The organism is Mesorhizobium sp. USDA 4413, from assembly GCF_056280365.1.
Genome location: NZ_JBVPRP010000001.1, coordinates 5,901,348 through 5,926,015, shown reverse-complemented (window position 1 = coordinate 5,926,015; position 24,668 = coordinate 5,901,348). Strand labels below are relative to the sequence as shown.

Below are 24,668 nucleotides of genomic sequence, written 5' to 3'. Positions count from 1 at the left end.
GTGATTCGCAGAAATTTACCCACCTTCCTTTCCGATAATTTGAGACAAGATCGGTAGCGTCCACAGTCAAAGGTGGGCGTTATGAAAATACAAAAAGCAGCCCCGGGGATGACGGGGATCAAGGTTCTCTTGCTGGCGATCGGCCTTGCCGTTCCGGCGAATCCATCATCAGCCGGCGTGAATTCGGGCGCGGATCCGGCCCTGCAACAGGTGCCTGCGCCGGCGAGCCTCGGCGGCGTTTCGCTGGCTCGGCCGCAGCCCTGGCAGCCGGCCGCCGCCTACCGGATCGCCGGCGTGTCGGTGGGCTATGCGCCGACGCTACCTTATCGGGTTGAAGCGCACTCGACCGCCACGGCCGATCCCGGCATCGACCCGATCCAGACCGCCGCGATCATTCCCGGTGTCTTCGGCTCCGTCGCTTTGTCGATGCGCAACTTTCCTGTCGCGGCGCGCTGGGCTCCCGTCTACAAGGCCATCGTCGATTGCACCGCCGGCAGCCCCTGCGACCACGAGAGCCCGACTTTCGCCGAGATCATCAAGATTGCCGGCGACAAGGGTTTTCGCGAGAAGCTGTCCTTCGTCAACAGCAGCATCAACCGCCTGATCGCCTACAAGTCGGATATGACCATCTACGGCAAGCTCGACTACTGGGCGAAGCCCTCGGAAATCCTCGAGCATCGCGCCGGCGATTGCGAGGATTTCGCCATACTCAAGATGGCGGCGCTGCTCAGGGCCGGCGTCCCGGCGCAGAGCATGTCGCTGGTGGTGCTCCAGGACCGCCGACGCAAGTTCTTCCATGCCGTGCTGTCGGTGAGCACGGGAAGCGGCGCCTTCATCCTCGACAGCCTCGGCAACGCCGTCATGCGCGACAGCGATCTGCCCGACTATGTTCCGCTCTATTCCTTCAGCACCGATCGCGCCTGGATCCACGGATCGAAGTCCGGCACGCAGATCGCCGACATCGCCGGCGGTTTCGCGACGGTCGCCCCGGGCGAAGGCGCGCCGGAACAGTCAGCGGCTTCCGATCTCAGGCAGTAGCCCGAAGCGGCTAAACGTTTCCGGCGGAAACTGCCGTCTGCCTGGTGTCGCGCAAGCGCAAACGCTGGCGGTGAGCTGAAGGCTCCCGAACCTCGTCATTCCAGGGCGGAGCAAGGAGCGAAGCGACGCGCGCAGACCCTGGAATCCATGCCGTTACCTGGACCGAAGTGTGCAACGATGCGGAATTCTGGACCGCTGCGGCGCTCCCAAGTCACGGCATGGGCCTCGGGTCTGCGTGCGTCGCTTCGCTCCTTGCTCCGCCCGTGGACGACGATCGCGATAGGCGTCTCGGCCAATCGCCAAGGCCGGGGATCTGCCAACGCACACTAACCCACCAGTCAATACTTCTGTATTGAGGAACTACCCGTTGAAGACGAAGGCCATCAAAAGTTCCGGTTCGGCGACGGGCGCGCGCACGGCGCTGAGCTGGCCGCGATAGCGGCGCTCGCCGGCGCCGATGACGAAACCGCTGGTGACGGGTGTTTCGCCATTGGCGTCGAGCCGGGCGAAAATATCAGGAACGTTGAGGTCGAGCGCCAGCTTCAGATCCTGCCGACCATCCTCGCCCGGCGCGCTCGGCAGTTGGCGCCTGACCAGTTGCTGGAACGGCGTGTTGAAGGCCAGGATCTTCTTGGAGGACGACAGCGCAAAAGCGGGCGACGGGCAGGCGACCAGGATCGCGTTGATCGTGCGGATCGAAGCAAGCTTGCGTAATTCCATGCTCTCTTCGGCAAGGCCGCGCATGCAGGCGACCCGTATCGCCGAGGTGAGGTTGCCCTGGTCGGGATGATGTTCGGCGATCTCCTCGACCAGCATGCCGATCGTGCATTTGCGGCTTTCGGCCATCTGCTTCAGCGACACCCAGAAGGCGCGCTCGAGCCGGATGCCGCGACGCACGCCGCCGCGCGCCACGACGCGGAATTCCGGGCCGAAATCCTCGGCCGCGAGCGCCGGCAGCAGCCGCTCGCGCGAAGTGTCCGGACGGATGGCGCTATCGCTCACTCATTGCCTCCTGACGCGCCTTGTTGATGGGCTTCAAAAGATAGTTGAGGATCGTCTTGCGGCCGGTCTTGATGTCGACCGAGCAGATCATGCCGGGGATGATCGAATAGGTCTTGCCGTTCCTGGTCAGCGTCGACTTCTCGGTGGCGACCCGCACCTGGTAGTAAGGCTCGCCCGTCTTCTGGTCGACGAGGCTATCGGCGGTGATGTTGGAGACCTTGCCCTCGATGCCGCCGAAGATCGAGAAATCATAGGCCGTGACCTTGATGAGCGCCTCCTGGTCCGGCTGGATGAAGGCAACGTCGCGCGGCGAAACCCGTGCCTCCACCAGCAGCGTCTCGGAGGTCGGCACGATGCCGGCCACCACCGCGCCCGGTTGCACGAAGGCGCCGAGCGTGTTGACGTCGAGCGTATTTACGATGCCGTCGACCGGCGAGCGGATGTCGGTGCGAGCCACCTTGTCGGTGGCGCCGCGGATGGTTTCGTCGACCACGGAAAGATCGGCAAGCGCCTGCGTCAGGTCGCTCAATGCCTCCTGCTGCAATTGCAGGCCCAATTCGTTCACCTGAAGCTGCGCCTCGGTGATCGCGGCCTTGCTCTTCTTGATGGTCTCGCCGGCAAGGTTGAGCTGGCCGTGCAGGTCCGTCTGCTCCCGCTCGACGCGGATCTGCTCGGTCTTGGCCATCAGGCCCTTCTTGACCATGGATTCGACCAGCGCGGTCTCCTGGTCGCTGACGGCCAGGCTCTTGGACAGGCGGTCGGCATTGGCGGTGGCCTCGTCCAGCTCCTTCTCGCGCTGGTCGAGGCGCGATTTGAGAACCGACAGCTTGACCTCGAAATTGTCGCGGCGCGCGACGAGCAGCTTTTGCTCGTTGTCGCAGATTTCCGGCGCGACCTTCTGGATTTCCGCGGGGCAGGGGAACGACCCTTCGACATTGCCGCTCTGCTCGAACTGCAGCCGCGCGATGCGCGCCTGCAGCGCGCGCGCCTTGGCCTGTTCCTCGCCGAGGCTCGACGTGTTCCCCGAATTGTCGAGACGGATGATGAGGTCGTTCTTCTTGACGATCTGGCCGATCTGGACCGCGATCTCCTGCACCACGCCGGCTTCACTGGCCTGGATGATCTGCGTCTTCGAAGCCGGTATGACCTTGCCTTCGCCGCGCGCGATCTCGTCGACCTCGGCAAAGGATGCCCAGGCCGTGAAGCACACGAACAGCGCTCCGATGATGTAGACGGAGGCCGAGGCGAATAGGGGTGGCCGATCTTCCCTTGCAAGCATGTCTATGCGTTCCGGTCAGGCATTTGCCTTCTGCAGCGCCTGGATGACTTGTTCCTTCGGCCCGTCGGCGACGACGCGGCCCTGATCGATGACGATGAGGCGGTCGGCAAGCTCCAGCATGCTGTAGCGATGGGTCGACACGATCAGCGTCGTGTTGCGGTCGAACGCCACCTTGAGCTGCTTGATCAACTGCCGTTCCGAAGCGAGGTCCATCGAACCCGACGGCTCGTCCAGGAAGACGATCTTGGGTTTGGTCAGAAGCAGGCGCGCGATTGCCACCGCTTGCCTTTGCCCGCCCGACAGATTGGTGCCCCGCTCGCCGACATTCATGTCGTAGCCGCGCGGATGGCGCGAGACGAAGTCGTCGACGCCGGCGGCTTTGGCGGCATCGATGATCTCTTCGTCGGTCGCTTCGGGCGCCGCCATCAGGAGATTCTCCTTGATGGTTCCCGAAAACAGGTCGCCGGCCTGCGCGACGATGCCGACGGCGGCGCGGACCTCCGAGGGGTGGTATTGGCGGATGTCGATGCCGTCGATGAGCAGCTCTCCCGACGTCGGCAGGAAGAGCCGGCCGATCAGCCGGCCCATCGTGGTCTTGCCGGAGCCGATGCGGCCGATGATGCCGACCCGCTCGCCGGGCCGGACCGCGATGTTGAGCCCGCTCAGGACCTCGTTTTCCGTGCCCGGATAGGCGAAACCGACATTCTTGAAGACGAACGAGCCGCTGCGGATCGGCCGGTTGACGAAACCCACGGTATCGGGCCGGTCCTCCGGCTGCGACATGATCGTGTTGATGATCCTGAGCGACAGCATCGCCTGCCGGAAGCGGGCAAGCGTGATGGCGATCTGGCCGAGCGGCGCCACGGCGCGGCCGGCAAGCATAACGGTGCCGATGATGGCGCCGGTCGAGACCTGGCCTTCCGAGAACGCATAGGCGCCGGCCACAACCAGGGCGACGGTGACGAATTGCTGGATGGCCCCGGTGATATTGCCGGCCGCCGCCGAGAGCTCCTTGATCTTCTCCGAGGTGTTGGCCGCGTTCTTCGAATGCTCGCCCCATTTGCGCAGCAGATAAGCTTCCGCGCGCAGCGACTTGATCGTCTCCAGCGTCGAAATGGATTCGACCAGCAGGGCCTGGCGTTGCGATGCCTCGTTCATCGAGGCAGCGACCCGTTTGCCGATCCGCCGCTGCGTGATCAGTCCGACAAAGACGGAGATGACGAAGGCCAGCGCCGGTATGATCACCAGCCAGCCGCCGATGGCGTAGATCACAGCCAGGAAGACGAAGACGAAGATCGTGTCGATGAAGACGCTGATCGTGTTCGAGGTGAAGAACTCGCGCACGAACTCATATTGCGTGACGCGGTTCGCATATTCGCCGGTCGACCCCGGCCGCGCCGAAAGCGAGGAATTCAGCACTTTCTCGAACAGCAGATAGGAAATCCGCAGGTCAGCCTTGCGGCCGGCATAGTCGATCAGCGATGCCCGGGCCGTCTTGAGCAGCAGGTCGAACAGGATCGCCACGCCGATGCCGAGCGCCAGCACCCAAAGCGTCGAGATCGCCTTGTTCGGCAGGATGCGGTCGTAGACGTTCATGGTGAAGATCGGCGAGGCGATCGCCAGCAGATTGATGAAGACGGCCGACAGCACCACCTTGGAGTAGGTGCGCCAGAACGCCCCCATCGTGCCGGTCAGCCAGTGGCGCCTTTCGATCCGCGCGGCCGTGCCGACCGTCATCTCCTCGGCCTGATTGGCATAGGTGATCGAAAAGGACGTGCCGCCGCTGATATAGCTTTCGGCGAGTTCCGCCCTGTCGATCGTGGTGCGGCCGTTTTCCTGAGGCGCAGTCAGATATTGTCCGCCCTCCATTTCCGCCAGGAGAGCGATCGGCAATTGGCTGACGCGGAAGACGATCGCCGGAAGGTCGAAGCGGCCGCGCAAGAAGTCGCGATGGTTGAAATCCTGGACCTCCAGGCCGATGCGCTCGGCCAGATGGCGGATTTCCTCCGGCTCGATGCGCGTCTCCGAAATCGGCACGCCGGCGAACAGCACGGTTTCCGCGCTCGGCCGGCCGAGATAGGCCGCAACGGCGCAGAAGCAGGCTTTGAAAGCCTCCTTCGGCGACAGGATGTTCGGTTGCTGGTTCACGATCCGCCCCGAAGGACTGAATGATCGATGCTTACATCGGCTACTTTTTCCTGACCGGCGCGAGGATGTCGAACGGCAGATCGTTCTTCTGCTCCGACGGCGTGCGCGCGTAGGTTTCGGTATCGGCCGTCGGCGGCACGCCGAACTCGGTCTGTGCATAAGCCGTGGCCTGCTTCGGCGGCTGGATGTTGAGCGTCTTCAGCAATTCCCCGGTCGCGGCCAGCAGCCTGTATTCCGCAAACAGCGACGCGTAGGACGATGTGTCGGCCAATGTCGCGGTGTTGAAACGCGTGTTCTGGGCATCGAGCACATCGAGCAACGAGCGCTGTCCGACCTTGAACTGCTCGCGATAGGAAGCGACGAGCTTTTCATTGGTGGCTGCCTGTTGCCGCAGTGTCTTTGCGAGATCCGCCTGGCGAAAGCGGCGGTCCCACGACGTGCGGACGGCTTCCTCGATCTCGCGTAGCACCTGGTGCATCGCAAGACGCTGCTCGCTGGTGCGGCGGATCTGTTCCTGTTCGTTGGCCTTGTCGATGCCGCCGCGATAGAGGTTCCAGCGCAGCACCACCCGGGCCTGCAGGTCGCTCGCATCGCCGTTGTCGCCATCGATGTCGTAACCGCCCCGGGCAACGCCTTCGGCGGTGATCGTCGGGCCGTATTTGGCCCGCGCCGCATCGACGAGCGAGGCGGCGGCGTCGATATCGCTGTTGGCCATATGGACGCGCGGATTGTTCTGCCTGGCGAGCCCGATCGCATCGTCCAGCGACCGCGGCAGGGCGGCCGAGACGTCTGCCGGCCGCGATGGGTTGGTCAGCGGCTTGCCTACATTCTTGAAGAAGCGGATCTTGGCCGCCTCGAGTTCTTCGGTCGCTTCCTGCATCCGCGCCTTGGCGGCAAAGAGGCGTTCCTCGGCCTGCTGCCGGTCGGCCTCGTTGAGCGCGCCGCCCGCAATGCCTTGCTTGATGTCGCCGAGGATCGACTGATGGAAGCCCAGGTTCTTCTTGGCCTCGGCCACGATCGAAGCCTGCAGCATGTATTCAAGATAGTCCTGGACCACCGCGAGCCCGATGAATTCGGACCGTTCCAGAACCCGGAAGGAGGCTCCGTCGACCCGCGAGGCCTGGCGGTTCAGTTCCGCTCGCCGGGCGCCGCTGTCATAAAGCGTCTGCGAGACGGTGAGGTCGGCCTCGTTCGGATAGAGGGCTTTGTGATCCTCGTCGAGCGCGCGCCTCGTATCATTGTCCAGGCGGCGCACGCCGGTCGACGCTTCCAGATCGACGCTGGGAAGATAAAGGCCTTTCGCCTGGCGCAACTCGAATTCGATTGCTTCGCGGTTTTCGATCGCCTGTCCAATCTCCGGATTGGATTCCACTGCGACGGCAACGGCTTCTTTGAGTGTGAGTGCGCTGGCGCTTCCGCAAGCCAGCATTGACACCGTGACGGCGAGCGCAAAGCTCCAGCCGACGGTCACTTTACCCGTCCTGGTCATTTCTACCCCGTGACTATCCCCGCGCCATTGTCTTTTTTATTGGCGCTTATTTGCCCAAGCCTGCCACCGGAGCTTTCGACCAGTATCTATCAGATTTTTCGAGGTTGTGAGCATATAATGGATTAGATACCCGTTAAAAGTGCGATTCCGGGCATTAGGGCCGAAGCCTGTAGCAAAAATGGCACAGAAACGGGGGGTGCCCGTCGGGACTTTTACCATTTGAAGCGAGCTGCAATGGTTAATGGCCTGAAAGAAACGGGGAATCGTGCACCCCGCCACGCACAAGCTCCCCGCGAAATCTGCTGCGGCCCTGCAAAGCATGCGCAAGAAATTGCCATGTCGGACTGGTTTGATTGGCAAACGCGGATCGTTCTCTGTATTGCGGGCTGGAGCAAAAAGCCGTGAGTTTTCTTGCATGATCAATATCGCCTTGACCGGGCTTGCCCGCGATCTTGCCCAGCGCGCCGCCGAAGGCAGGCCTGTCCGCATCGGCGTCATCGGCTCCGGCGAGATGGGGACCGATCTGGTGACGCAGGGCATGCTGATGCCGGGCATTTCGATCGCGGCCATTTCCACGCGGCGGCCGCATACAGCCCGCGAAGCGATCCGCATTGCCTACGGCGACGAGGCGATTGCCGTGGAGGCCGAAGCCGCGTCCAAGGTTACCCGGGCGATCGAAGGCGGCAGGATCGCCATCACCTCAAACGAGATGCTGGTCACCAATCCGCTGATCGACGTCGTCATCGACGCCACCGGCAAGCCGGGGGTCGCAGCCGACTTCGACCTGACAGCCATGGAGCATGGCAAGCATCTGGTGATGATGAATGTCGAGGCCGACGTGACCATCGGCTGCTACCTGAAGCAGCAGGCCGACCGGTTGGGCGTCGTCTACTCGGTCGGCGCCGGCGATGAGCCGTCGAGCTGCATGGAACTGATCGAATTCGCCTCGGCGCTTGGACTGACCATCGTCGCGGCCGGCAAGGGCAAGAACAATCCGCTCAACCATGACGCCGTTCCGGACGACTACCGCGAGGAGGCGGCGCGCCGCAACATGAACCCGCGCATGCTGGTCGAGTTCGTCGACGGCTCGAAGACCATGGTCGAGATGTGCGCCATCGCCAATGCCACCGGGCTAGTTCCGGATGTTCCCGGCATGCACGGCCCCAAGGCCGACCGCGATCAACTGGCCAAGGTGCTGATCCCGAAAGAGGATGGCGGTCTCCTGTCGAGGAAGGGCGTCGTCGACTACACCATCGGCAAGGGCGTGGCGCCGGGCGTCTTCGTCATCGTCGAGGCGACGCACCCGCGCGTCATCGAGCGCCTGGACGATCTCCATGTCGGCAAAGGCCCGTATTACGGCTTGTTTAGACCCTATCACCTGACGTCGCTGGAAGTGCCGCTCACCGCCGCCCGCATCATGCTGTACGGCAGGCCCGACATGGTGCCTCTGCCGAGGCCGGTGGCGGAAGTCTGCGCGCTTGCCAAGCGCGACCTTGCCGCCGGGGAGACCTTCGATGGCATCGGCGAGACCTGCTACCGCTCCTGGACCATGACCGTCACCGACGCCCGAGCCAGTCGCGCCGTCCCGGTCGGCTTGCTCGAAGGCGGCAAGGTGCTGAAGCCGGTTAAGAAGGGCGGTTTGTTGACTGAGGACAATGCCGCGCCGGACCGCACGACGAGGCTCTATGCCCTGCGCCGGCTGCAGGATGACATGCTCTACGGAGCGACAGCTATTTCCCCAGCTCTATCGATCTCAGCCGCGCCGCTTCCACGGCTTCGGTGACCAGCTTCGTCAGGCGGTCGCCGCCCATCAGCACGGCAAGCGCGGCGGCGGTGGTGCCGTTGGGGCTGGTCACCTGCTGGCGCAGGACGCCCGGCTCCTCGTCCGCTTCCGCGGCGAGCGAGGCGGCGCCGAAGACGGTCTGCACGGCAAGCAGCTTGGCGCTCTCTGCAGGAAGGCCGGCCTTCTCGGCCGCAACCGTCAACGCCTCGATGAAGTGAAAGACATAGGCCGGGCCGGAGCCGGAGACGGCCGTCACGGCGTCCATCAGGCCCTCGTCGTCGATCGTCGTCACGACACCGCTGGCCGAAAGCAGCTCGAGGACGAAGCGCCGGACATCGTCGGAGACCAGCGGATTGGAAAACACCACCATCATGCCCTTGCCGATCGCAGCCGGCGTGTTCGGCATGCACCGGATGATTGGCGCGAGCTCGCCCAGGATTTCCTCGAAGGTGGCGACCGGCGTGCCGGCAGCAATGCTGAGGAAGCTGGTCCGGCCGTCGCCGAAGCGCTTGTACTGCGCCGTCACTTCGCGGATCACCTGCGGCTTGACCGCGATGACGACGAGATCGGGCACGGCGTCGGCCGGAATGTCGGCGGCGTTGGCGGCGGCGCGGCAGCCGAGATGCTCGGCTCGGCTTCGCAGTTCCGCATTGGGCTCGACCACGAACACCGCTTGCGGCTCGAGCTTGGCGGATTTCAGCCAGCCCGAGAGCATGGCGTAACCCATATTGCCGCAACCGGCGAGAACGAGCCTGATCGTCATGGAAGCCTCCGCAAAGCCTCTCCTTAGACGCTGGAGGGGCGGCGGGAAAGTCCAGTTCGGTGGAGACTGATCGGCCAGGATCAGTGGGAGACGCGAACCGGGATCGGCCGCAGCGAGACTTGTCTCAAGCCAAGCACGCCCAGCACGAAGAAGAGCCAGACGGGGTCGCCGCGGTGAAAGAAGAAGCTTTCCAGGAAAGCGTTCAACGCGGTGAACAGCACCACCATCATGAAGAAGTCGCCGAGGAAGATGTTCTCCTTGCGTGCCGGAATGCGCATATACTCGCGCAAGGGAGCGATCAGGAAGGTGTAGACGGCGACGCAGAGCGCCGGAATGCCCATCAGCACGGCGATGTCGAGATAGCCGTCATGGCCATGCACGATGGTACGGATATCCCAGGGTCGGTCGAAGGGCTGGTCCTGGTTGAGCAGCAGCGGCGTCCCCCAGAAGCTTTCATAGCCGTAGCCGGTCCAGGGCTTCTTCGCCAGCATCTCGCCGGCGAACTCCCACAGCGTCGTGCGTCCGGTATAGGTGAGGTCGGGGAAATAGATTGCCGCCAGATGCTTCACCGGCGCGATGAAGACGATGCCGAGCGTGCCGACGGCGGTCGCGATGATCGCCAGCGCGAACAGGATAGGCGTGCCCAGTCGCATGCCGATGAGGCTGGGCAGCACGACGATCATGATCGAGAACGGGACGAGCCCGGCGGTCGTCTTGGAGCCGGTGTGGAGCATGAACACCATCGCCGCGCAGAAGATGCCTGCGCCCCACCAGCGCTGCCCGCGCCGGAACAGATAGAGCCCGGCGAAGCTGAAGCAGGCCATCGCCGGCCCGGCGATGTTCTTGTGGGTGAAGACGCCGCGCCACAAGCCGGCATGCTCCGGCTCCTGCGAGTCGGCGGTGTGCAGCGCCTCATGCGGGAAGACGAAGAGGCCGATATAGGAGAGGCCGATCACCACGACGGCGGTGAAGATGATCACCTTGGCGAAGGAATCGGCGTCGCGCGGCAGCACCAGGATCGTCGCCATGGTGATGATGCCGATCATGGTGAAGGAGGCGGCGCGCATCGCCGCGGGCGGATCCGTGGCAAGCACCACCGAGAGGAAGAAGAAGCCCAGCATCAGCGCCCAGGAGGGGCTCACCAGCGAACGCAGCACGCGTGGGTCGGCGAAGGCGAGCAACGAGAAGATGGAGATCGCGCCGAGTGAGCCGAAGCCGAGCTGGTTGACGATGTCGCCGCCGTCGCCGGTCAGTTCCGCGCCCGCCGGCTGGAAGGGCCGGAACGAGACCATGATCACGGTGAACAAGAGCGCGGCGATAGCCGTCGCCACACCTTCCCTGGTGAAGGCGGCGCCGAGCGGCGCGCGCTCAATTCTTCTCAGGCTGTCGGTACTGCTCATTGGCATATCCGAATTCGGCGAGCACCCGGCCGAGCGCGACATAGACCGGGTAGAGGCCGCTGGTCAGCGAGCCGGTGCGCGCCAGCCGGAGGGCGCCGCGCAGCGGCGAGGCCGCAAGCAGCGCCAGGCTTTTGAGGAAGACTTTAAGGCCGGCAAACGGCGTGCCGGCCCGCTTCTTCTTTTCGACAAGCGTCGAGATCACGCCGTTGCGGAGGCTGCGGGCGCGGATCCAGTCGGCCGCGACGCGTCTGGCCGGCACGGTTTCGTTGACCTTTGCCTCGGCGCACCAGCCAAGCACGAAGCCTTTCTGCGCGGAGCGGCTGAGGAAGTCCGAATCACCGCCGCCCATGAAATTGAACCTGAGGTCGAGGAAGGGCGGTCCCATGGCTGCAAGCACGTTGCGCCCGACCAGCAGATTGCCGGACGAATAGAGCGCCGGCACGCGGCCCGTCTCGCGATACGGCGGCGCAAAGACCGGGTGCTCAGCCCATCGGGCGTGGCCCGGATCGGCAAAGACCGGCACTTGCGGGCCGCCGACAATGTCGGCTTGAAGCGTCTCGGCGGCGCCACACATGCGCTCCAGCCAGTCGGGCTCGGCGATCTCGTCGTCATCGATGACCAAAAGGTGCCTGAAATTGGGAAACTGCAGGATCGCCGTCTGCCAGCCGGCATTATAGGCGCTGCAATTGCCGCGCTCATGCGCGATGATCACCAGGCCGGGCATCTCGCCGCTTTCGAACAGCGGCAGCGCCGCCTTGGCGCCCTCGCGCGCCTCGGCCTCGTTTTCCATGACGATGACGGCGAAGCGCCTGCCGGTCCGCTGCGCCTTGAGCGATGCCAGCGTTTCCAGCACCTGCTGCGGCCGCTTGAAGGTCGGCAGCGTGACGACCGCCTCGACGGTCTCGGCAACAAGCCCCGGCGACCGTCCCGCGATCGATACAGAAGCGTCGGTCGGCAAGGGGATCATCCGTTTCCAGCAGCGTGGGTTTGAGCCCTCGATAGCATCGCGGTGATAACGTTCCGTTAATCACCTTCTCGCCCGCCTGTCGGAAAAGTCGGGTCTTCGGCCTTTGACAGTGCCATTTAATCAAGGCTTCACCGCGTTTTGCTACCGGCTGCAGCCAAGGATAGGTGAGATGCATCTGCTGTTCGCCACATCGATCGTGCCCGATGGTGCTCTCGCCTCGGGCTACGAGATTGCCAATGCCGCCATCATCGACGCGCTGCGGCGCGCCGGCGTGCGCGTGACGGTGATCGGCTTCATCTGGCCGGGCAAGGCCCCGTCCGACCCGCAAAACACCATCGTGCTCGATGCCGTCGAAGTCCGCACCGAAAGCGCGTCGCCGCTGCAGAAGCTTGCCTGGCTGGGCAAGGCGGTTCTCTCCGGCCTTACCTTCTCCTCGGTCAAGCTGCGCGTCGTCTCCGACGCGCAAGTCCGCACCGCCATCGAACGCGCCGGTCCCTTCGACGGCTATGTCCTGAATTCGGTGCAGTTCGCCGGCGCCTTCGAAAAGGTTCTCGCCGACCATCCATTCGTCTTCGTCGCGCACAATGTCGAGCATCGCTCGGCCGAGGAAAACGCCGCCGCCGCGGGCAGCGCGCTTCAGCGCTGGATGTTCCGCCGCGAGGCCAGGCTCCTCAAGGTCGTTGAGGAACGCCTCTGCGGCGCCGCGCGCTTTGTCTTCACGCTGGCCGAGGAAGACCGCGCGGCACTTGGCGTCGCCTCCGACAGACGCTCGGCGGTGCTGCCGCTGGTGACCCGTGCGCAGGAGCCGACAAGCAAGGCCAAGCGGCATATCGATTGCGACGCCGCGCTGATCGGCACCTGGACCTGGCAGCCCAACCGCATCGGGCTCGACTGGTTTCTGACCAAGGTCGTGCCGCATCTGAAGCTGGATTTCCGCGTCAGGATCGCCGGCAACATGCCTGCAGGCATCAGCTCGCCGCATCCCGGCATCTCCTTCGTCGGCAGGGTTCCGGATGCGCAGGCCTTCGTGCGCGGCGCCGCCGTCATTCCCTTGATCAGCACCGCCGGCAGCGGCGTGCAGCTGAAGACCATTGAGACCTTCGAGCTCGGCCTGCCCTCCGTCGCCACCAGCCGCTCGCTGCGAGGCATCGGCTATCGTCCCGACAACTGCGTGGTGACGGACGATCCGGTCGCTTTCGCCGCCGCCCTCCAGGCGGCCGCCGCCAATGTCCGCGATGTCGATGGCAGCGCCTTCCACCGCCGCCAGCTGAACGCGCTCGACGCCGCGATCGGGCTTGGCCTGGAGAAGCTCGGCGCCGTCAGGCAGGAGGTCGCGGCATGAACATGCACACCGCGCGCGCCGCCTTCGGCTTCGACCAGCTGAAGACCATTTTGGGCATTCCGGTGCTGGCCATACGCTGGGACGAGGCCATCGCTCTGCTCACAAGGCTGATCGACGAGCGTCGCTTCACCAAGGTGAGCTTCCTCAACGCCCACAACGCCAACCTCGCCTGCACCGATCCGGTCTTTGCCGAGGCGCTGGAAAATTTCCTTATCCTTCCCGATGGTGTCGGTGTCGACATCGCGGCGAAGCTGCTTTACGGCGCGCCTTTTCCCAGCAACCTCAACGGCACCGATTTCATTCCGGCCTTCCTGCAGGCTTCGTCCCATCCGCTGACGGTGGCGCTGCTCGGCACGACGCGCGCCAATGCCGAAGCCGCGTGTGCGAAGCTTTCGACGCTCGCCATGCAGCACAATTTCGTCGTCATCCATGACGGCTTCTTCTCCGCCGCCGAGGAGCCGGCGATCCTCGAGCGCATCGCCAGGCTGCGGCCGGATATATTGCTCGTCGCCATGGGCGTTCCGCGCCAGGAATTGTGGATCGAGCGCCACATCGACAGCCGCCATTGCACGCTGCCGGTGGCCGTCGGCGCGCTGCTCGATTTCATGAGCGGCTCGGTGCCGCGCGCGCCCCTTTGGCTGCGCCGGCTACGGCTCGAATGGCTGTTTCGCCTGTGGATCGAACCCGGCCGCCTGTGGCGCCGCTACATCGTCGGCAATCCACTCTTCCTGTGGCGCGTCGTCAGGCAGAAACTGTCGCTCGGCCCGCGACCGCTGGAGGCGCGCCGGTGAACAGCCGCTTCGTGCCGGATACTGCCACCGCGATAGAACCGCTGCCGCGCGCTCCCCTGGTCGCGATCGTCACTGCGAGCTACGCACCCGACTTCGAGCGCTGCCGGCTCTTGTGCGAAACCGTCGACCGCCACGTCACCGGCATGGCGCATCACTACATCCTTACCGAACATCGCGATGTCGCGCTGTTTCGCCAGCTCGAAGGCAGCCGCCGCAGCGTCGTCGACGAGCGGGACCTGCTGCCACGCTGGCTGCGCGTCATTGACGATCCGCTGAGCGGCTTCCGCCGCCGCGTCTGGCTGAGCCTCAGAACGCAGCCGCTGCGCGGCTGGCATGTGCAGCAGCTGCGCCGCGTCGCCATTGCCGGCCATGCGAAGGAAGACGTGCTGGTCTTCTGCGATTCCGACGTCACCTTCCTGAAACCATTCGACGCGAACGCCTTCTGGCGCGACGGCAAGGTGCGGCTGTTCCGGCGCGACGGCGTGCTGTCGAACGATGGCCATGACGAGCATCGCATCTGGTCGCGCAATGCCGGTGCCGCGCTCGGCGTCGATCCCGCCAATCGATCGAGCCACGACTACATCTCGACGCTGATTGCCTGGCGTCGGGAGACGGTCAACGCGATGTGTGGGCGCATCGAGAAGGTGCACGGCCGCGACTGGGTCGGCGTCGTCGGCTCGGCGCGCCAGTTCTCCGAATGCATGATCTATGGCCGCTACGTCGACGACGTGCTTCAAGGCGCCGGCCATTTCCACGGTTCGGAGGAGTTCTGCCGCGTCCACTGGAACGGCGAGCCGCTCTCCGATGACGAGTTCCGTCGCTTCGTCGACACCATGGCGCCGGAACAGGTGGCGATCGGCATGCAGTCCTTCATCGGCACGGATATCGGCCGCATCCGCCGTCTGATCGGGCTTTTTGCGTAAGACTCAGATGGCTTTTGCCGGCCGGCGCATGGCCGAATAGGTCAAAAGCATCGAGGCGAGATAGAGCAGCAGGAAGACGATGTTGAGCGACAGCACCAGATTGGCCGTGTCAGGGATCGTCGTCAGCACATAGGTGAGCAGAACCGCTTTCAATCCGGCAAGCAGGCCAAGATTGATTGCCCTGACCGCCGTCTGGCCGCGCGCGAAGAGAAGCTCGGCCTGATATTCGACGAGGTTGCGCAATCCTGGCACGCAGACCGCGAGCGCCACCAGCGGTGCCGCCTCTGCGACATTCTTGCCGAGCGCGTTCGGGAAGAAATGCAGCACGATGCCGAGCGCCATCAGCGCCAGCGTCGAGACCAGGAACACGCCGCCTTCTATGCCGCTCTTCACCGCCAGCCGCGACAGAAGCTCCGGCGCCCGCATCATGCGCTGCACCAGCATCATCGAGAAGGTGCGGATCGGGATCGCGGTGAGATCGACCAGCCGCATGATGATGGCGTAGATGCCGGCGAGATGCGGCCCGCCGATCGACAGCACCAGGAGCTTGTCGAACTCCATCTGCAGGTAGAACAGCACCTCGGATCCGGCGACGTAGATGGAATCGGCGAGCCGCCGGAAATAGAGCTCTCTGCGCAACCTCAACCGCTGGCGCGGATAGAAGAAGACGAAGGCGATGATCAGCGAGGCGGCATTGGAGCCGATATAGAACAGCGACCAGACGCCGATCGTGTGCCGTGCGGCAAGCATGAAAAGGACCGCGCCGACTGCCCTGAGCGCCGTCGCCAGGATCGCGAGCACGGCCGCCCGCCCGAACTTGCCGAGCCCGTTGTTGACGATCAGCGCCACTTCGACCGGCCGCCACAGAAGCGCCTCGGCGAAGACGACCGCGGCGAAGGACGACAGCTGCACGGTGCCGGCAAAGAAGATCAGGTAGACGATGTAGGAAGCGCTAGCGAGGAACGGCAGCGACAACACGCTGAGAAGCAGGAAACCGGCAGTGAAGGTGCCGATCAGGTTGGGACGGATCGTGGCGGTGCGGTAGAGCGCCGAGATGAAGCCGAAGGCCAGGATGCGCGACAGCATGATGCCGGCGGCCGAGGCGGTCGCGAACATGCCAAACTCGGCGATCGAAAGCGTGTTGGCCAAGGCGACGAAATAGGCGAGCGAAAAGACCAGCCGACCGCCGGCGCCGCTGATGGCCAAGAGATAGTCGAATACCAGTTTCCGGCGGGTGGCCACGAAGTGGCCGATCCGCGCGAAGCTCCGCGTTTGCGGCATGTCGCTGGCCTGGGTCATATTCGGGGCGATAGATAGGCTGGAAAGTTTAACGCGGCGTTCTGGCGACGGCGCGGTGGCGATGAAATGCCCTGAACTAGGTGAAAAACTCCACCCGCCGAGGCGCAAAATTAACCATTTGTTTCCTATGCCTGTTTAGCGTGGCTTAACGATTGGCCGATCCGCCGCGCCCAAGCCGCCAGAGAGTAGTTCCAGGACAATGGTCGACAGGGATAACCGTGATGACTGGAGGCGCGAGCGTTCTCTGCTCGCGCTCGGCCAAGCCATGCGCGGCGACGACAACACGGTTTCGATCGGCGACCGGGCTAATTCCTCCTGGCGCGAGGACGCCGCCGCGCGCCATCGTGCCGCGCGTTCCGAGCGCGAAGCGAAATTGAATCCACGGCCTGCCGAAACCGGCGAATTTGACCGGGATGAGGTGCAAGCGGAATCGGGGCCGGTCGACACCGAATATGACCGGCACGGAAGAAATCGGTCCGATTCATCCGGGCCGCTCTTTGAAGCTCCATTGGAGAGCCATCTGCCGCAAGCCGCTACCGAACCTCATACGCGCCGGTCGCCAGCCGGCGACGATACCGAGGAATGGAAGCCGCTGATCGATCCGATGCAGGTCGTACACGGCATCACGCGATCCAAGGCACTGATCCTGTCGACGACCATCCTTGGCGCCGCGCTCGGTGTCGCCATCGCCTTGTCGACGCCGAAGAAGTATGAGGCCACCACCGACGTCATCGTCGACCCGCGCGACCTCAAGCTCACCGACCGCGACCTGACGCAGAACGTGGTCGCCTCGGATGCGACGCTGGCCATCGTCGAGAACCAGGTTCGCATCCTGACTTCGGGCACCGTTCTCAACAAGGTCGTCAGCGATCTCAATCTCACCAACGATCCCGAGTTCAACGGCCAGGGCAAGGGCGGCTTTGGCTTGATGTCGATGCTGCGCTCGATCCTGTCACGGCAGGATGCAGGCGCCGCTGACGAAGCGCGCAAGCGCGCGCTGGCGGTGAGCAACCTGTATGAAAGCCTGGATGTCGAGCGTGGCGGCAAGACCTTCGTGGTCTCGGTCAGCGCCACCACGCAGAACGCCGAGAAATCAGCCCTGATCGCCAACACCATGGTCAAGGCGTTCAAGCAGATCTCCAGCGAGATCCAGTCGAGCACGGCGGGCCGCGCCAATGACGAGCTCACCGCCAGGCTCGACGAACTGCGCAAGGGTGTCGAGACGGCCGAGCGCGCCGTCGAGGATTTCAGGGCGACGCACGACCTCGTCGACGCGCAGGGCCACCTGATCAGCGACGACCAGATGCTGAAGCTCAACGAGCAGCTTTCTGTCGCTCGCGCCCGCACGCTCGAGCTCAACGCGCGCGCCGCCTCGGCCCGTTCGCTGAACGTCAATTCGGTGCTCAGCGGCACGTTGCCGGAAGAGATAAACTCCAACATGATGAGCGAGCTGCGCTCGCAATACGCGGCGTTGAAGCAAGAAGCCGACCGTGCCCAGGTCAAGCTCGGGCCGCGTCATCCGGAGATCGGGGCGCTCAACGCCCAGCTCGCCGGCGCGCGCGAGCGGATCGGCGCCGAGCTGCAGCGTATCGCGTCCTCGCTGCAGGTCGACCTGAAGCGCTCCGTCCAGCTCGAGCAAGACCTGTCCTCGCGCCTGGCGCAGGCCAAGGTGCAGAGCGGCGACGTCAACAACGATCTGGTCTCGCTGCGCGAGCTGGAGCGCGAGGCGGCCGCCAAGCGTTCCGTCTATGAGCAGTTCCTGCTGCGCGCCAAGGAAACCGGCGAGCAGAAGGACATCAACACCGCCAATATCAGCGTCATTTCGGAGGCCTATGCGCCGCTGCAGGCCAAGGGGCCGTCGCGTGCGGTGATGGCCTTGGCGGGCCTGTTTGCCGGCCTGTTCGCCGGCATCGGCCTCGGCGGACTTCGCGGCGCCTATGCAAGCTTGCGCGAGACGGCCGATAGCCGTTGGCGGCGCAGGGCCGATGGACGTTCCAGGGTGGAAAGCAATTCCAATCGGGCCGCTCCGCCTCCGGCGCCGCCGGTCGTTACGCCGCCGACGGTCGCGCCAGCCGCTCCGGCGCCGACCTCGTCCTTCGCGCCACCGCCTCCGGCTCCGTCATTCACACCGCCTACAGCGGCGTCTTTTGCGCCGCCGCCTGCCTCACCTGCGGCTCGTACGCCGGTCGCGGAGGCTGCGCCGGGCCCGGCGCAATCCGTCACGCCGCCGGTGCCGGCCAATGACGCAGGCCGTCCGGGGCTCTTCGGCTCGCTGGCCTCGGCAGTTCGTTATTTCGTGCGCCGCGAGCCGGCCGACACGGTGGATCTGGACTCTGTCCCGCCCGAGAGCGTCTGGCGCGCGCCTGCCTTGGGAGAGCGCTATCCTGGAGCTCAACCATCGGCGCGGGAGAATGTCCGGCCGCCTTACGAGCAGGGCTATTCCTATTCTTACCGGCCGGATCATGGCCTGACCGATCCCTATGAGGATCATTATTCGGCATCGCCTGCCTCCCACGATCTGCAGTCGCCGGCCGGCGGCGAGGCCGGCCGGCCAACTGCCGACCAGCGGGTCGAGATCGACGAGATCCGCGCCAGCCTGCGCGAATTTCGTGAGGCGGTGCGTGAGCTGACCGAGAGCCGTGCGCGCCGCCGTTATTTCTAAACCGCCCATATTTCTAAACGGCTCGCGGTTCGATAAAAGCGGCCGGTTTCGGGTTTACGGCATCCGACGACGCTTTGACGGGATTGCCTTGTCGAATTTTCGTGAAAATGCCGCGCTGCATTTCGGCCGCAAGCGTCTCGCTCTGATGGATCGACATGCCGATCGAGGAATGAGGCCTGCATCGGCCTCGTAGCGAAGCTGAAGGGTTGGTGATGGCCGAAGTGATTGATGGGAAGAGTGTCGCCGAGGATGTGGTATCGAAGGTCAAGGCTCTGACCGCGGAGCTGTCGGCCAAGGGAGCCACCGAGCCCGGCCTTGCCGTGGTGATCGTCGGCGAAGACCCGGCAAGCCAGGTCTATGTCGCCTCGAAATCGCGCACCGCCAAGGAATGCGGCTTCCATTCGCTCCAGCATACGCTGCCGGCCGACACCACCGAGGAACAATTGCTGAAGATCATCGGCGATCTCAACGCCGACAAATCGATCCACGGTATCCTCGTGCAACTGCCGCTTCCCGGCCAGATCGACGCCGGCAAGGTGATCCAGACGATCGCACCGGAGAAGGATGTCGACGGCTTCCACTTCATCAATGTCGGCAAGCTTGGCACCGGCGAGCTCGAAACGGCCTTCGTGCCCTGCACGCCGGCGGGCTCCATGCTTTTGATCGAACGGGTGCGCGGCAAGGACCTGTCCGGCCTCAACGCCGTCGTCGTGGGCCGCTCCAACATCGTCGGCAAGCCGATGGCCAATCTCTTGCTCGCCGCCAACTGCACGGTGACCATTGCCCACAGCCGCACCAGGGACCTGCCGGCGCTTGCCCGCACCGCCGACATCCTGGTCGCCGCCGTCGGCCGACCGGAAATGGTCAAGGGCGATTGGGTGAAGCCCGGCGCGACCGTGATCGATGTCGGCATCAACCGCATCCCGGCGCCTGAGAAGGGCGAGGGCAAGAGCCGGCTGGTCGGCGACGTCGCCTATGCGGAGGCGGCCAAGGTCGCGGGTGCCATCACGCCGGTGCCAGGCGGTGTCGGGCCGATGACCATTGCCATGCTGATGGCGAACACTGTAGCTTCCGCCTACCTCGCGGCCGGGTTGAAGCGGCCGTCCTTCTGATTTGAGAAAGCCCTGGCATTGCCGAACCTGACTGCCTCCGTCGAGCGGCCGATCACGAACGATCCCGTTCAGGGCGGCCGCCAGTTCGGCTTCCTGCTCGTCGACAAATTCTCGATGTTTTCGCTGGCGGCGGCCATCGACTGCTTCCGCTCGGCCAACCGCCTGCTCGGCCGCGACTTCTACGGCTGGACGACGATTTCGGCCGATGGCGACGCGGTCATGGCCTCCAACGGCCTGCCATTGAAGATCGACTATTCGGTCGCCGACATGCCGCCCGTCGACATCCTGTTCGTCTCGGTCGGCCTTACCACGGAATTTCCCGGCAAGAGCAAGGTGCTGGCGGCGCTGCGCAGCTGGGGCCGGCGCGGCAATGCGCTGGGCGCATTGTCGGTCGGCTCCTATCTTCTGGCCGAGGCCGGGCAGCTCGACGGCTACCGCTGCACCATCCATTGGGAGAACCGCGCCGGCTTCATGGAGCGTTTTCCCGACATCAACTGCACCGGCAACGTCTTCGAGATCGACCGCAAACGCTACACCTGCGCCGGCGGCACCACCTCGATCGACCTGATGCTGGAGATCGTGCGTGGCGATTTCGGCTCCAACCTCGCCAACGGCGTCGCCAACCAGTTCCAGCACGAGCGCATCCGCTCGGCAGGAGACCGCCAGCGCGTCGGACCGGAGCGCGATCTCACCGGCAAGTCGGAGAAGCTGAGGCGTATCGTCGAATTGATGGCCGATCATCTCGACGAGCCGCTGTCGGCCGTGCAGCTCGCCAAGTCGGCGGGCCTGTCGGTGCGCCAGGTCGAGCGCCTGTTCCTGCGTCACCTCAGCGTGACGCCCGGCCGCTACTATATGCGGCTGAGGCTCGAACGCGCGCGCGAACTGCTGCGCCAGACCAATATGCCGATCCTCGACGTGGCGATCGCAACCGGTTTCACCTCGCATTCCTATTTCGCCCAGAGCTACCGACTGCAGTTCGGCCGTCCCCCATCGGAAGAGCGCCGCACCACCTATTAGAGCGCCCCGCCTTTCACCCTCGGCCGGGGTTGTTTCCAGGACCCGCCTCAAATAGCTTTCACAGCGCGGACGAGGGTTGCTCTCAGGAGATTTTCATGGCGGGACTGATACGGAGCGCCGCTGCGGCGGTCCTTCTTTTGTCGATGACCAGTTTCGGCTTTGCCGCCAACAAGGTCATCATCATCCTCGATGCATCGGGCTCGATGTGGGCGCAGATCGACGGCAAGCCGAAGCTGGAGATCGCGCGTGAATCGCTGCGCACGGTGCTGCAGTCGGTGCCGGCCGACGACGAGATCGGCTTCATGGCCTACGGCCATCGCACCAAGGGCAGCTGCGACGATATCGAGTTGATCGTGCCGCCGCAGGCCGGCTCCGCCAGCGCCATTTCGGCGGCGGCCGACAGCATGAAATTCCTCGGCAAGACGCCGCTCACGGCCGCCGTCAAGCAGGCCGCCCAGGCGCTCAAATACACCGAGAACAAGGCAACCGTGGTGCTGATCACCGACGGGCTGGAGACCTGCGGTGGCGATCCCTGCGCGCTCGGCAAGGAGCTGAAGCAAACCGGCGTCGATTTCAGAGCCGATGTCGTCGGCTTCGGCCTGAGCGCCGACGAGGGCAGACAGATCGCCTGCCTCGCCGAAACCACCGGCGGCAAATACATCCAGGCCTCCGACGAGAAGGCGCTGCAGGAAGCTCTGGTCGAGACCGTGGCGGCTCCGGTTTCTGCGCCCGAGCCCGCTCCGGCCCCAGCGCCGGCGCCTGAACCCGCCAAGCCCGAATTCAATTTCATGCCGAGCGTGGTTATAGCCGAGGGTGGTCCAGAAATCTCCGATAACAGCAATGCCTGGGAGATCTACAAGGCCGCCGCCGACGGCACGCGCGGCGACCAGGTCGCAACCGAGTATGGCGAGCTCAGGACCAACCTCGAGCCGGGCGACTATGTTATCGTCGCCCGAGACGACGAGGCAAAGAGCGAGCAGAAGGTCAAGATAGAGGCCGGTCAGGTTTATAGGCCGCTGTTCACGCTGAACGCCGGCACCCTGGTCATTCACCCGCATGCGAGTCAGGGCTCGGAGATCAGCAGCGAGGCGCGCGTCGACTTCGCCTATCCGGGCGGCAGCACCACGCATTATGGCGACGCCAAAGCCACCCTGCCGGCGGGCGAGCAGAAGGTCACGGTGCAGATCGGCGCCGGCACCGTGACCGAAACCGTCCAGCTTGCCGCCGGACAAACTGTCGAGAAAGATATCGTCGTCGGCGTCGGCCATGCCGTGCTCAACGCCTACTACACCGCAGGCGGCGACAAGGCCGACAATTCCGGCATCGGCTTCGAGATCGTCAAGGCGAAGAAGAAGATCGACGGCTCGCGCGAAAGCGTCGAGCACTCCTACGGACCGGACAGCAAGTTCTGGCTGCCGCCGGACGATTATGTGGCGCTCACGAAGCTCGATCTCGCCGTCGTTGAGCAGCCCTTCAGCATCAAGGCCGGTGACAACCAGAATGTTAACGTGGCTCTCGATGCCGGCGTACTGGCAATGTCTGCGCCCGGCGCCTATTCGATCGAGGTGTTCTCGTCAAAGAAGGACATCGAAGGCAAACGCAAGTCGTTGGGCTTAAGCTATGGCGACAGCTGGCAGCAGACGATTCCGGCCGGCGACTATGTCGTCGTGCGCCACATGTCGGCTGAGGGCCAGGAGAAGCAAGTCCCGGTGACGATCAAGGCCGGCGAGCGGAGCGAGATAACCGTTCAGTAGGCCTTGGCAGCCCTGCAGGCGAAGAGGGCGGCTCCGAGCCGCCTTTTTTGTGAAGCATGGCGGGAGATCAGGCGTTTCCGAACGCCGCCGCCCCATGATCGGCGCGGCCGACCAACTGCCGGAAGCCGGCGAACAGCTCGCGGCCGAAGCCGAACTCGTTGCCGATGAGGTCGGCGTCCGCCGTGCGGCGCAGCGCGAATTCCGTTCCCGGCACCAGCACTTCGAGCGTGCCGGCCTCGGCATCGAGCCGGATGATGTCGCCGTCGTGGATCCTGGCGATCGGCCCGTCCTCGACCGCTTCCGGCGTCACGTGGATTGCCGCCGGCACCTTGCCGGACGCGCCTGACATGCGCCCGTCGGTCACCAGCGCCACACGCTGGCCGCGGTCCTGCAGGATGCCGAGCACGGTGGTCAGCTTGTGCAGCTCCGGCATGCCGTTGGCCTTCGGCCCCTGGAACCGGATGACGGCGACGAAGTCGCCGGTAAGCTGGCCTGCCTTGAAGGCATCGTTCAGCGCCTGCTGGCTGTCGAACACCTTTGCCGGTGCCTCGATGACGCGCCGTTCCGGTTTGACGGCGGAGGTCTTGATGACGGCGTGGCCGAGATTGCCGCCAAGCACTTTCAGCCCGCCTGTCGGCTGGAATGCTTTCTTGACCGGCGCCAGCACCTTCTCGTCGCCGCTGTTGAGCGGCGCCGCTTCGCGCACCACGCCGCCGTCGTCGCCAAGCCTCGCCTCGACCGCGTAAGGCCGCAGGCCTTCGCCCCACACCGTCTGCACATCCTCGTGCAAGAGGCCTTCGTCGAGCAGCTCGCGGATTAGGAAGCCGAGCCCGCCGGCGGCATGGAAATGGTTCACGTCGGCAAGCCCGTTCGGATAGACGCGCGCGAGCAGCGGCACGGCCTCCGACAGGTCGGAAATGTCCTGCCAGGTCAATGCGATGCCGGCGGCGGCGGCCATGGCGATCAGGTGGATCGTATGATTGGTCGAGCCGCCCGTGGCGTGCAGGCCGACCACGCCGTTGACGATGGAACGCTCGTCGATCATGCGCCCGACCGGCGTATAGGCATTGCCGAGCGCGGTGATCGCCAGCGCGCGCTTGGCGGCTTCCCTGGTCAGCGCTTCGCGCAGCGGCGTGCCCGGATTGACGAAGGAGGCGCCGGGCGTATGCAGGCCCATGATCTCCATCAGCATCTGGTTGGAATTGGCGGTGCCGTAGAAGGTGCAGGTGCCCGGCCCGTGATAGGACTTCGACTCCGCTTCCAGCAGTTCGGCGCGGCCGACCTTGCCTTCGGCATAAAGCTGGCGGACCTTGGCCTTCTCGTCGTTCGCGAGCCCGGATGTCATCGGTCCTGCGGGGATGAAGACGGCCGGCAGATGGCCGAAGGTGAGTGCGGCGATCACCAGTCCGGGCACGATCTTGTCGCACACGCCGAGGAAGACGGCCGCGTCGAACATGTTATGCGACAGGCCGATCGCCGCCGCCATCGCGATCACATCGCGCGAGAACAGCGACAGCTCCATGCCGGGCTGCCCTTGGGTGACGCCGTCGCACATCGCCGGCACGCCGCCGGCCACCTGGGCGATGCCGCCGGCCTCGCGCGCGGCTTCCTTGATCAGCGCCGGGAACGTCTCGAAGGGCTGATGCGCCGACAGCATGTCGTTGTAGGAGGTGATGATGCCGAGATTCGGCACGCGGTCGCCGCCAAGCGCGATCTTTTCCGACGGGCTGCACACGGCAAAGCCATGGGCGAGATTGCCGCAGCCCAGCACGGCGCGGTTGGCGGTGCGGCTGGAAGCCTCCGCGATGCGGCCGAGATAGGCTTCGCGGCCGGCTTTCGAACGGTGGCGGATGCGTTCCGTGATGGCTTCGATATCGCGTCTGGCTGTCATGGTCCGTC

18 protein-coding genes are annotated in these 24,668 nt (G+C 64.6%); 9 read left to right on the top strand and 9 right to left on the bottom strand.

The window, feature by feature from the left end:
- Positions 1–108 precede the first annotated feature (108 nt).
- Positions 109–1,038 carry a transglutaminase-like cysteine peptidase gene (locus tag ACVMIM_RS28760; RefSeq protein WP_476116056.1) on the top strand — a complete coding sequence of 310 codons (930 nt, stop codon included), beginning with the start codon at positions 109–111 and terminating at the stop codon, positions 1,036–1,038.
- A gap of 360 nt (positions 1,039–1,398) precedes the next feature.
- Here ACVMIM_RS28760 and ACVMIM_RS28755 read toward each other — a convergent pair whose 3' ends face one another.
- From ACVMIM_RS28755 to ACVMIM_RS28740, 4 genes are read right to left on the bottom strand one after another with little or no spacing between them, the layout of a single operon-like run.
- Positions 1,399–2,040: a ribbon-helix-helix domain-containing protein gene (locus ACVMIM_RS28755; protein WP_041003200.1), complete on the bottom strand. Its 642-nt coding sequence runs from the start codon at positions 2,038–2,040 to the stop codon at positions 1,399–1,401.
- A complete protein-coding gene (locus ACVMIM_RS28750) occupies positions 2,030–3,319 on the bottom strand; it encodes an HlyD family type I secretion periplasmic adaptor subunit (protein ID WP_278047717.1) in 1,290 nt (429 codons plus the stop codon). The genes ACVMIM_RS28755 and ACVMIM_RS28750 overlap by 11 nt, the downstream gene beginning before the upstream one ends.
- A gap of 15 nt (positions 3,320–3,334) precedes the next feature.
- A complete protein-coding gene (locus ACVMIM_RS28745; protein WP_476116054.1) occupies positions 3,335–5,467 on the bottom strand; it encodes a type I secretion system permease/ATPase in 2,133 nt (710 codons plus the stop codon).
- A 40-nt stretch (positions 5,468–5,507) separates the two neighbouring features.
- Entirely contained in the window at positions 5,508–6,956 is a 1,449-nt protein-coding gene (locus tag ACVMIM_RS28740) for a TolC family outer membrane protein (RefSeq protein WP_476116052.1), read from the bottom strand.
- A 415-nt stretch (positions 6,957–7,371) separates the two neighbouring features.
- Between ACVMIM_RS28740 and ACVMIM_RS28735 the strand changes: the two genes are divergently transcribed.
- Positions 7,372–8,739, top strand: a complete 1,368-nt coding sequence (locus tag ACVMIM_RS28735) for an NAD(P)H-dependent oxidoreductase (RefSeq protein ID WP_476116050.1) — start codon at positions 7,372–7,374, stop codon at positions 8,737–8,739.
- On the opposite strand, the gene proC is transcribed toward ACVMIM_RS28735, so the two are convergent.
- The 3 genes from proC to ACVMIM_RS28720 all read right to left on the bottom strand — a co-directional run bounded on the left by proC (position 8,687) and on the right by ACVMIM_RS28720 (position 11,869).
- Positions 8,687–9,502: a pyrroline-5-carboxylate reductase gene (proC, locus tag ACVMIM_RS28730; protein ID WP_476116049.1), complete on the bottom strand. Its 816-nt coding sequence runs from the start codon at positions 9,500–9,502 to the stop codon at positions 8,687–8,689. The two genes, ACVMIM_RS28735 and proC, sit on opposite strands and share 53 nt — an antisense overlap.
- An 80-nt stretch (positions 9,503–9,582) precedes the next feature.
- Positions 9,583–10,902 carry an O-antigen ligase family protein gene (locus ACVMIM_RS28725; protein ID WP_476116048.1) on the bottom strand — a complete coding sequence of 440 codons (1,320 nt, stop codon included), beginning with the start codon at positions 10,900–10,902 and terminating at the stop codon, positions 9,583–9,585.
- A complete protein-coding gene (locus ACVMIM_RS28720; RefSeq protein WP_476116046.1) occupies positions 10,871–11,869 on the bottom strand; it encodes a glycosyltransferase family 2 protein in 999 nt (332 codons plus the stop codon). The genes ACVMIM_RS28725 and ACVMIM_RS28720 overlap by 32 nt, the downstream gene beginning before the upstream one ends.
- 169 nt (positions 11,870–12,038) lie before the next feature.
- Here ACVMIM_RS28720 and ACVMIM_RS28715 point away from each other — a divergent pair, with 169 nt between their 5' ends.
- Genes ACVMIM_RS28715 through ACVMIM_RS28705 form a run of 3 tightly spaced genes read left to right on the top strand, consistent with a single transcriptional unit; the run spans position 12,039 to position 14,925 of the window.
- Entirely contained in the window at positions 12,039–13,211 is a 1,173-nt protein-coding gene (locus ACVMIM_RS28715; RefSeq protein ID WP_476116044.1) for a glycosyltransferase, read from the top strand.
- Complete coding sequence (locus tag ACVMIM_RS28710; protein ID WP_476116042.1) at positions 13,208–14,002, top strand: WecB/TagA/CpsF family glycosyltransferase; 795 nt, start codon at positions 13,208–13,210, stop codon at positions 14,000–14,002. The genes ACVMIM_RS28715 and ACVMIM_RS28710 overlap by 4 nt, the downstream gene beginning before the upstream one ends.
- On the top strand, positions 13,999–14,925 hold the full coding sequence (locus ACVMIM_RS28705; protein ID WP_476116040.1) for a DUF6492 family protein: 927 nt from the start codon (positions 13,999–14,001) through the stop codon (positions 14,923–14,925). The genes ACVMIM_RS28710 and ACVMIM_RS28705 overlap by 4 nt, the downstream gene beginning before the upstream one ends.
- Before the next feature lie 3 nt (positions 14,926–14,928).
- Here ACVMIM_RS28705 and ACVMIM_RS28700 read toward each other — a convergent pair whose 3' ends face one another.
- Positions 14,929–16,224 carry a lipopolysaccharide biosynthesis protein gene (locus ACVMIM_RS28700; protein ID WP_476116039.1) on the bottom strand — a complete coding sequence of 432 codons (1,296 nt, stop codon included), beginning with the start codon at positions 16,222–16,224 and terminating at the stop codon, positions 14,929–14,931.
- 199 nt (positions 16,225–16,423) lie between these two features.
- On the opposite strand from ACVMIM_RS28700, the gene ACVMIM_RS28695 reads away from it, so the two are divergent.
- From ACVMIM_RS28695 to ACVMIM_RS28680, 4 genes are all read left to right on the top strand, one after another.
- A complete protein-coding gene (locus tag ACVMIM_RS28695) occupies positions 16,424–18,886 on the top strand; it encodes a GumC family protein (RefSeq protein WP_476116037.1) in 2,463 nt (820 codons plus the stop codon).
- 212 nt (positions 18,887–19,098) lie between these two features.
- On the top strand, positions 19,099–19,998 hold the full coding sequence (gene folD, locus ACVMIM_RS28690) for a bifunctional methylenetetrahydrofolate dehydrogenase/methenyltetrahydrofolate cyclohydrolase FolD (protein WP_476116035.1): 900 nt from the start codon (positions 19,099–19,101) through the stop codon (positions 19,996–19,998).
- 18 nt (positions 19,999–20,016) lie between these two features.
- Positions 20,017–21,015 carry a GlxA family transcriptional regulator gene (locus ACVMIM_RS28685; protein WP_201413496.1) on the top strand — a complete coding sequence of 333 codons (999 nt, stop codon included), beginning with the start codon at positions 20,017–20,019 and terminating at the stop codon, positions 21,013–21,015.
- A gap of 95 nt (positions 21,016–21,110) precedes the next feature.
- Entirely contained in the window at positions 21,111–22,769 is a 1,659-nt protein-coding gene (locus ACVMIM_RS28680; protein WP_476116033.1) for a vWA domain-containing protein, read from the top strand.
- A gap of 67 nt (positions 22,770–22,836) precedes the next feature.
- Here ACVMIM_RS28680 and edd read toward each other — a convergent pair whose 3' ends face one another.
- A complete protein-coding gene (gene edd / locus ACVMIM_RS28675) occupies positions 22,837–24,660 on the bottom strand; it encodes a phosphogluconate dehydratase (RefSeq protein ID WP_476116032.1) in 1,824 nt (607 codons plus the stop codon).
- Positions 24,661–24,668: the final 8 nt, after the last annotated feature.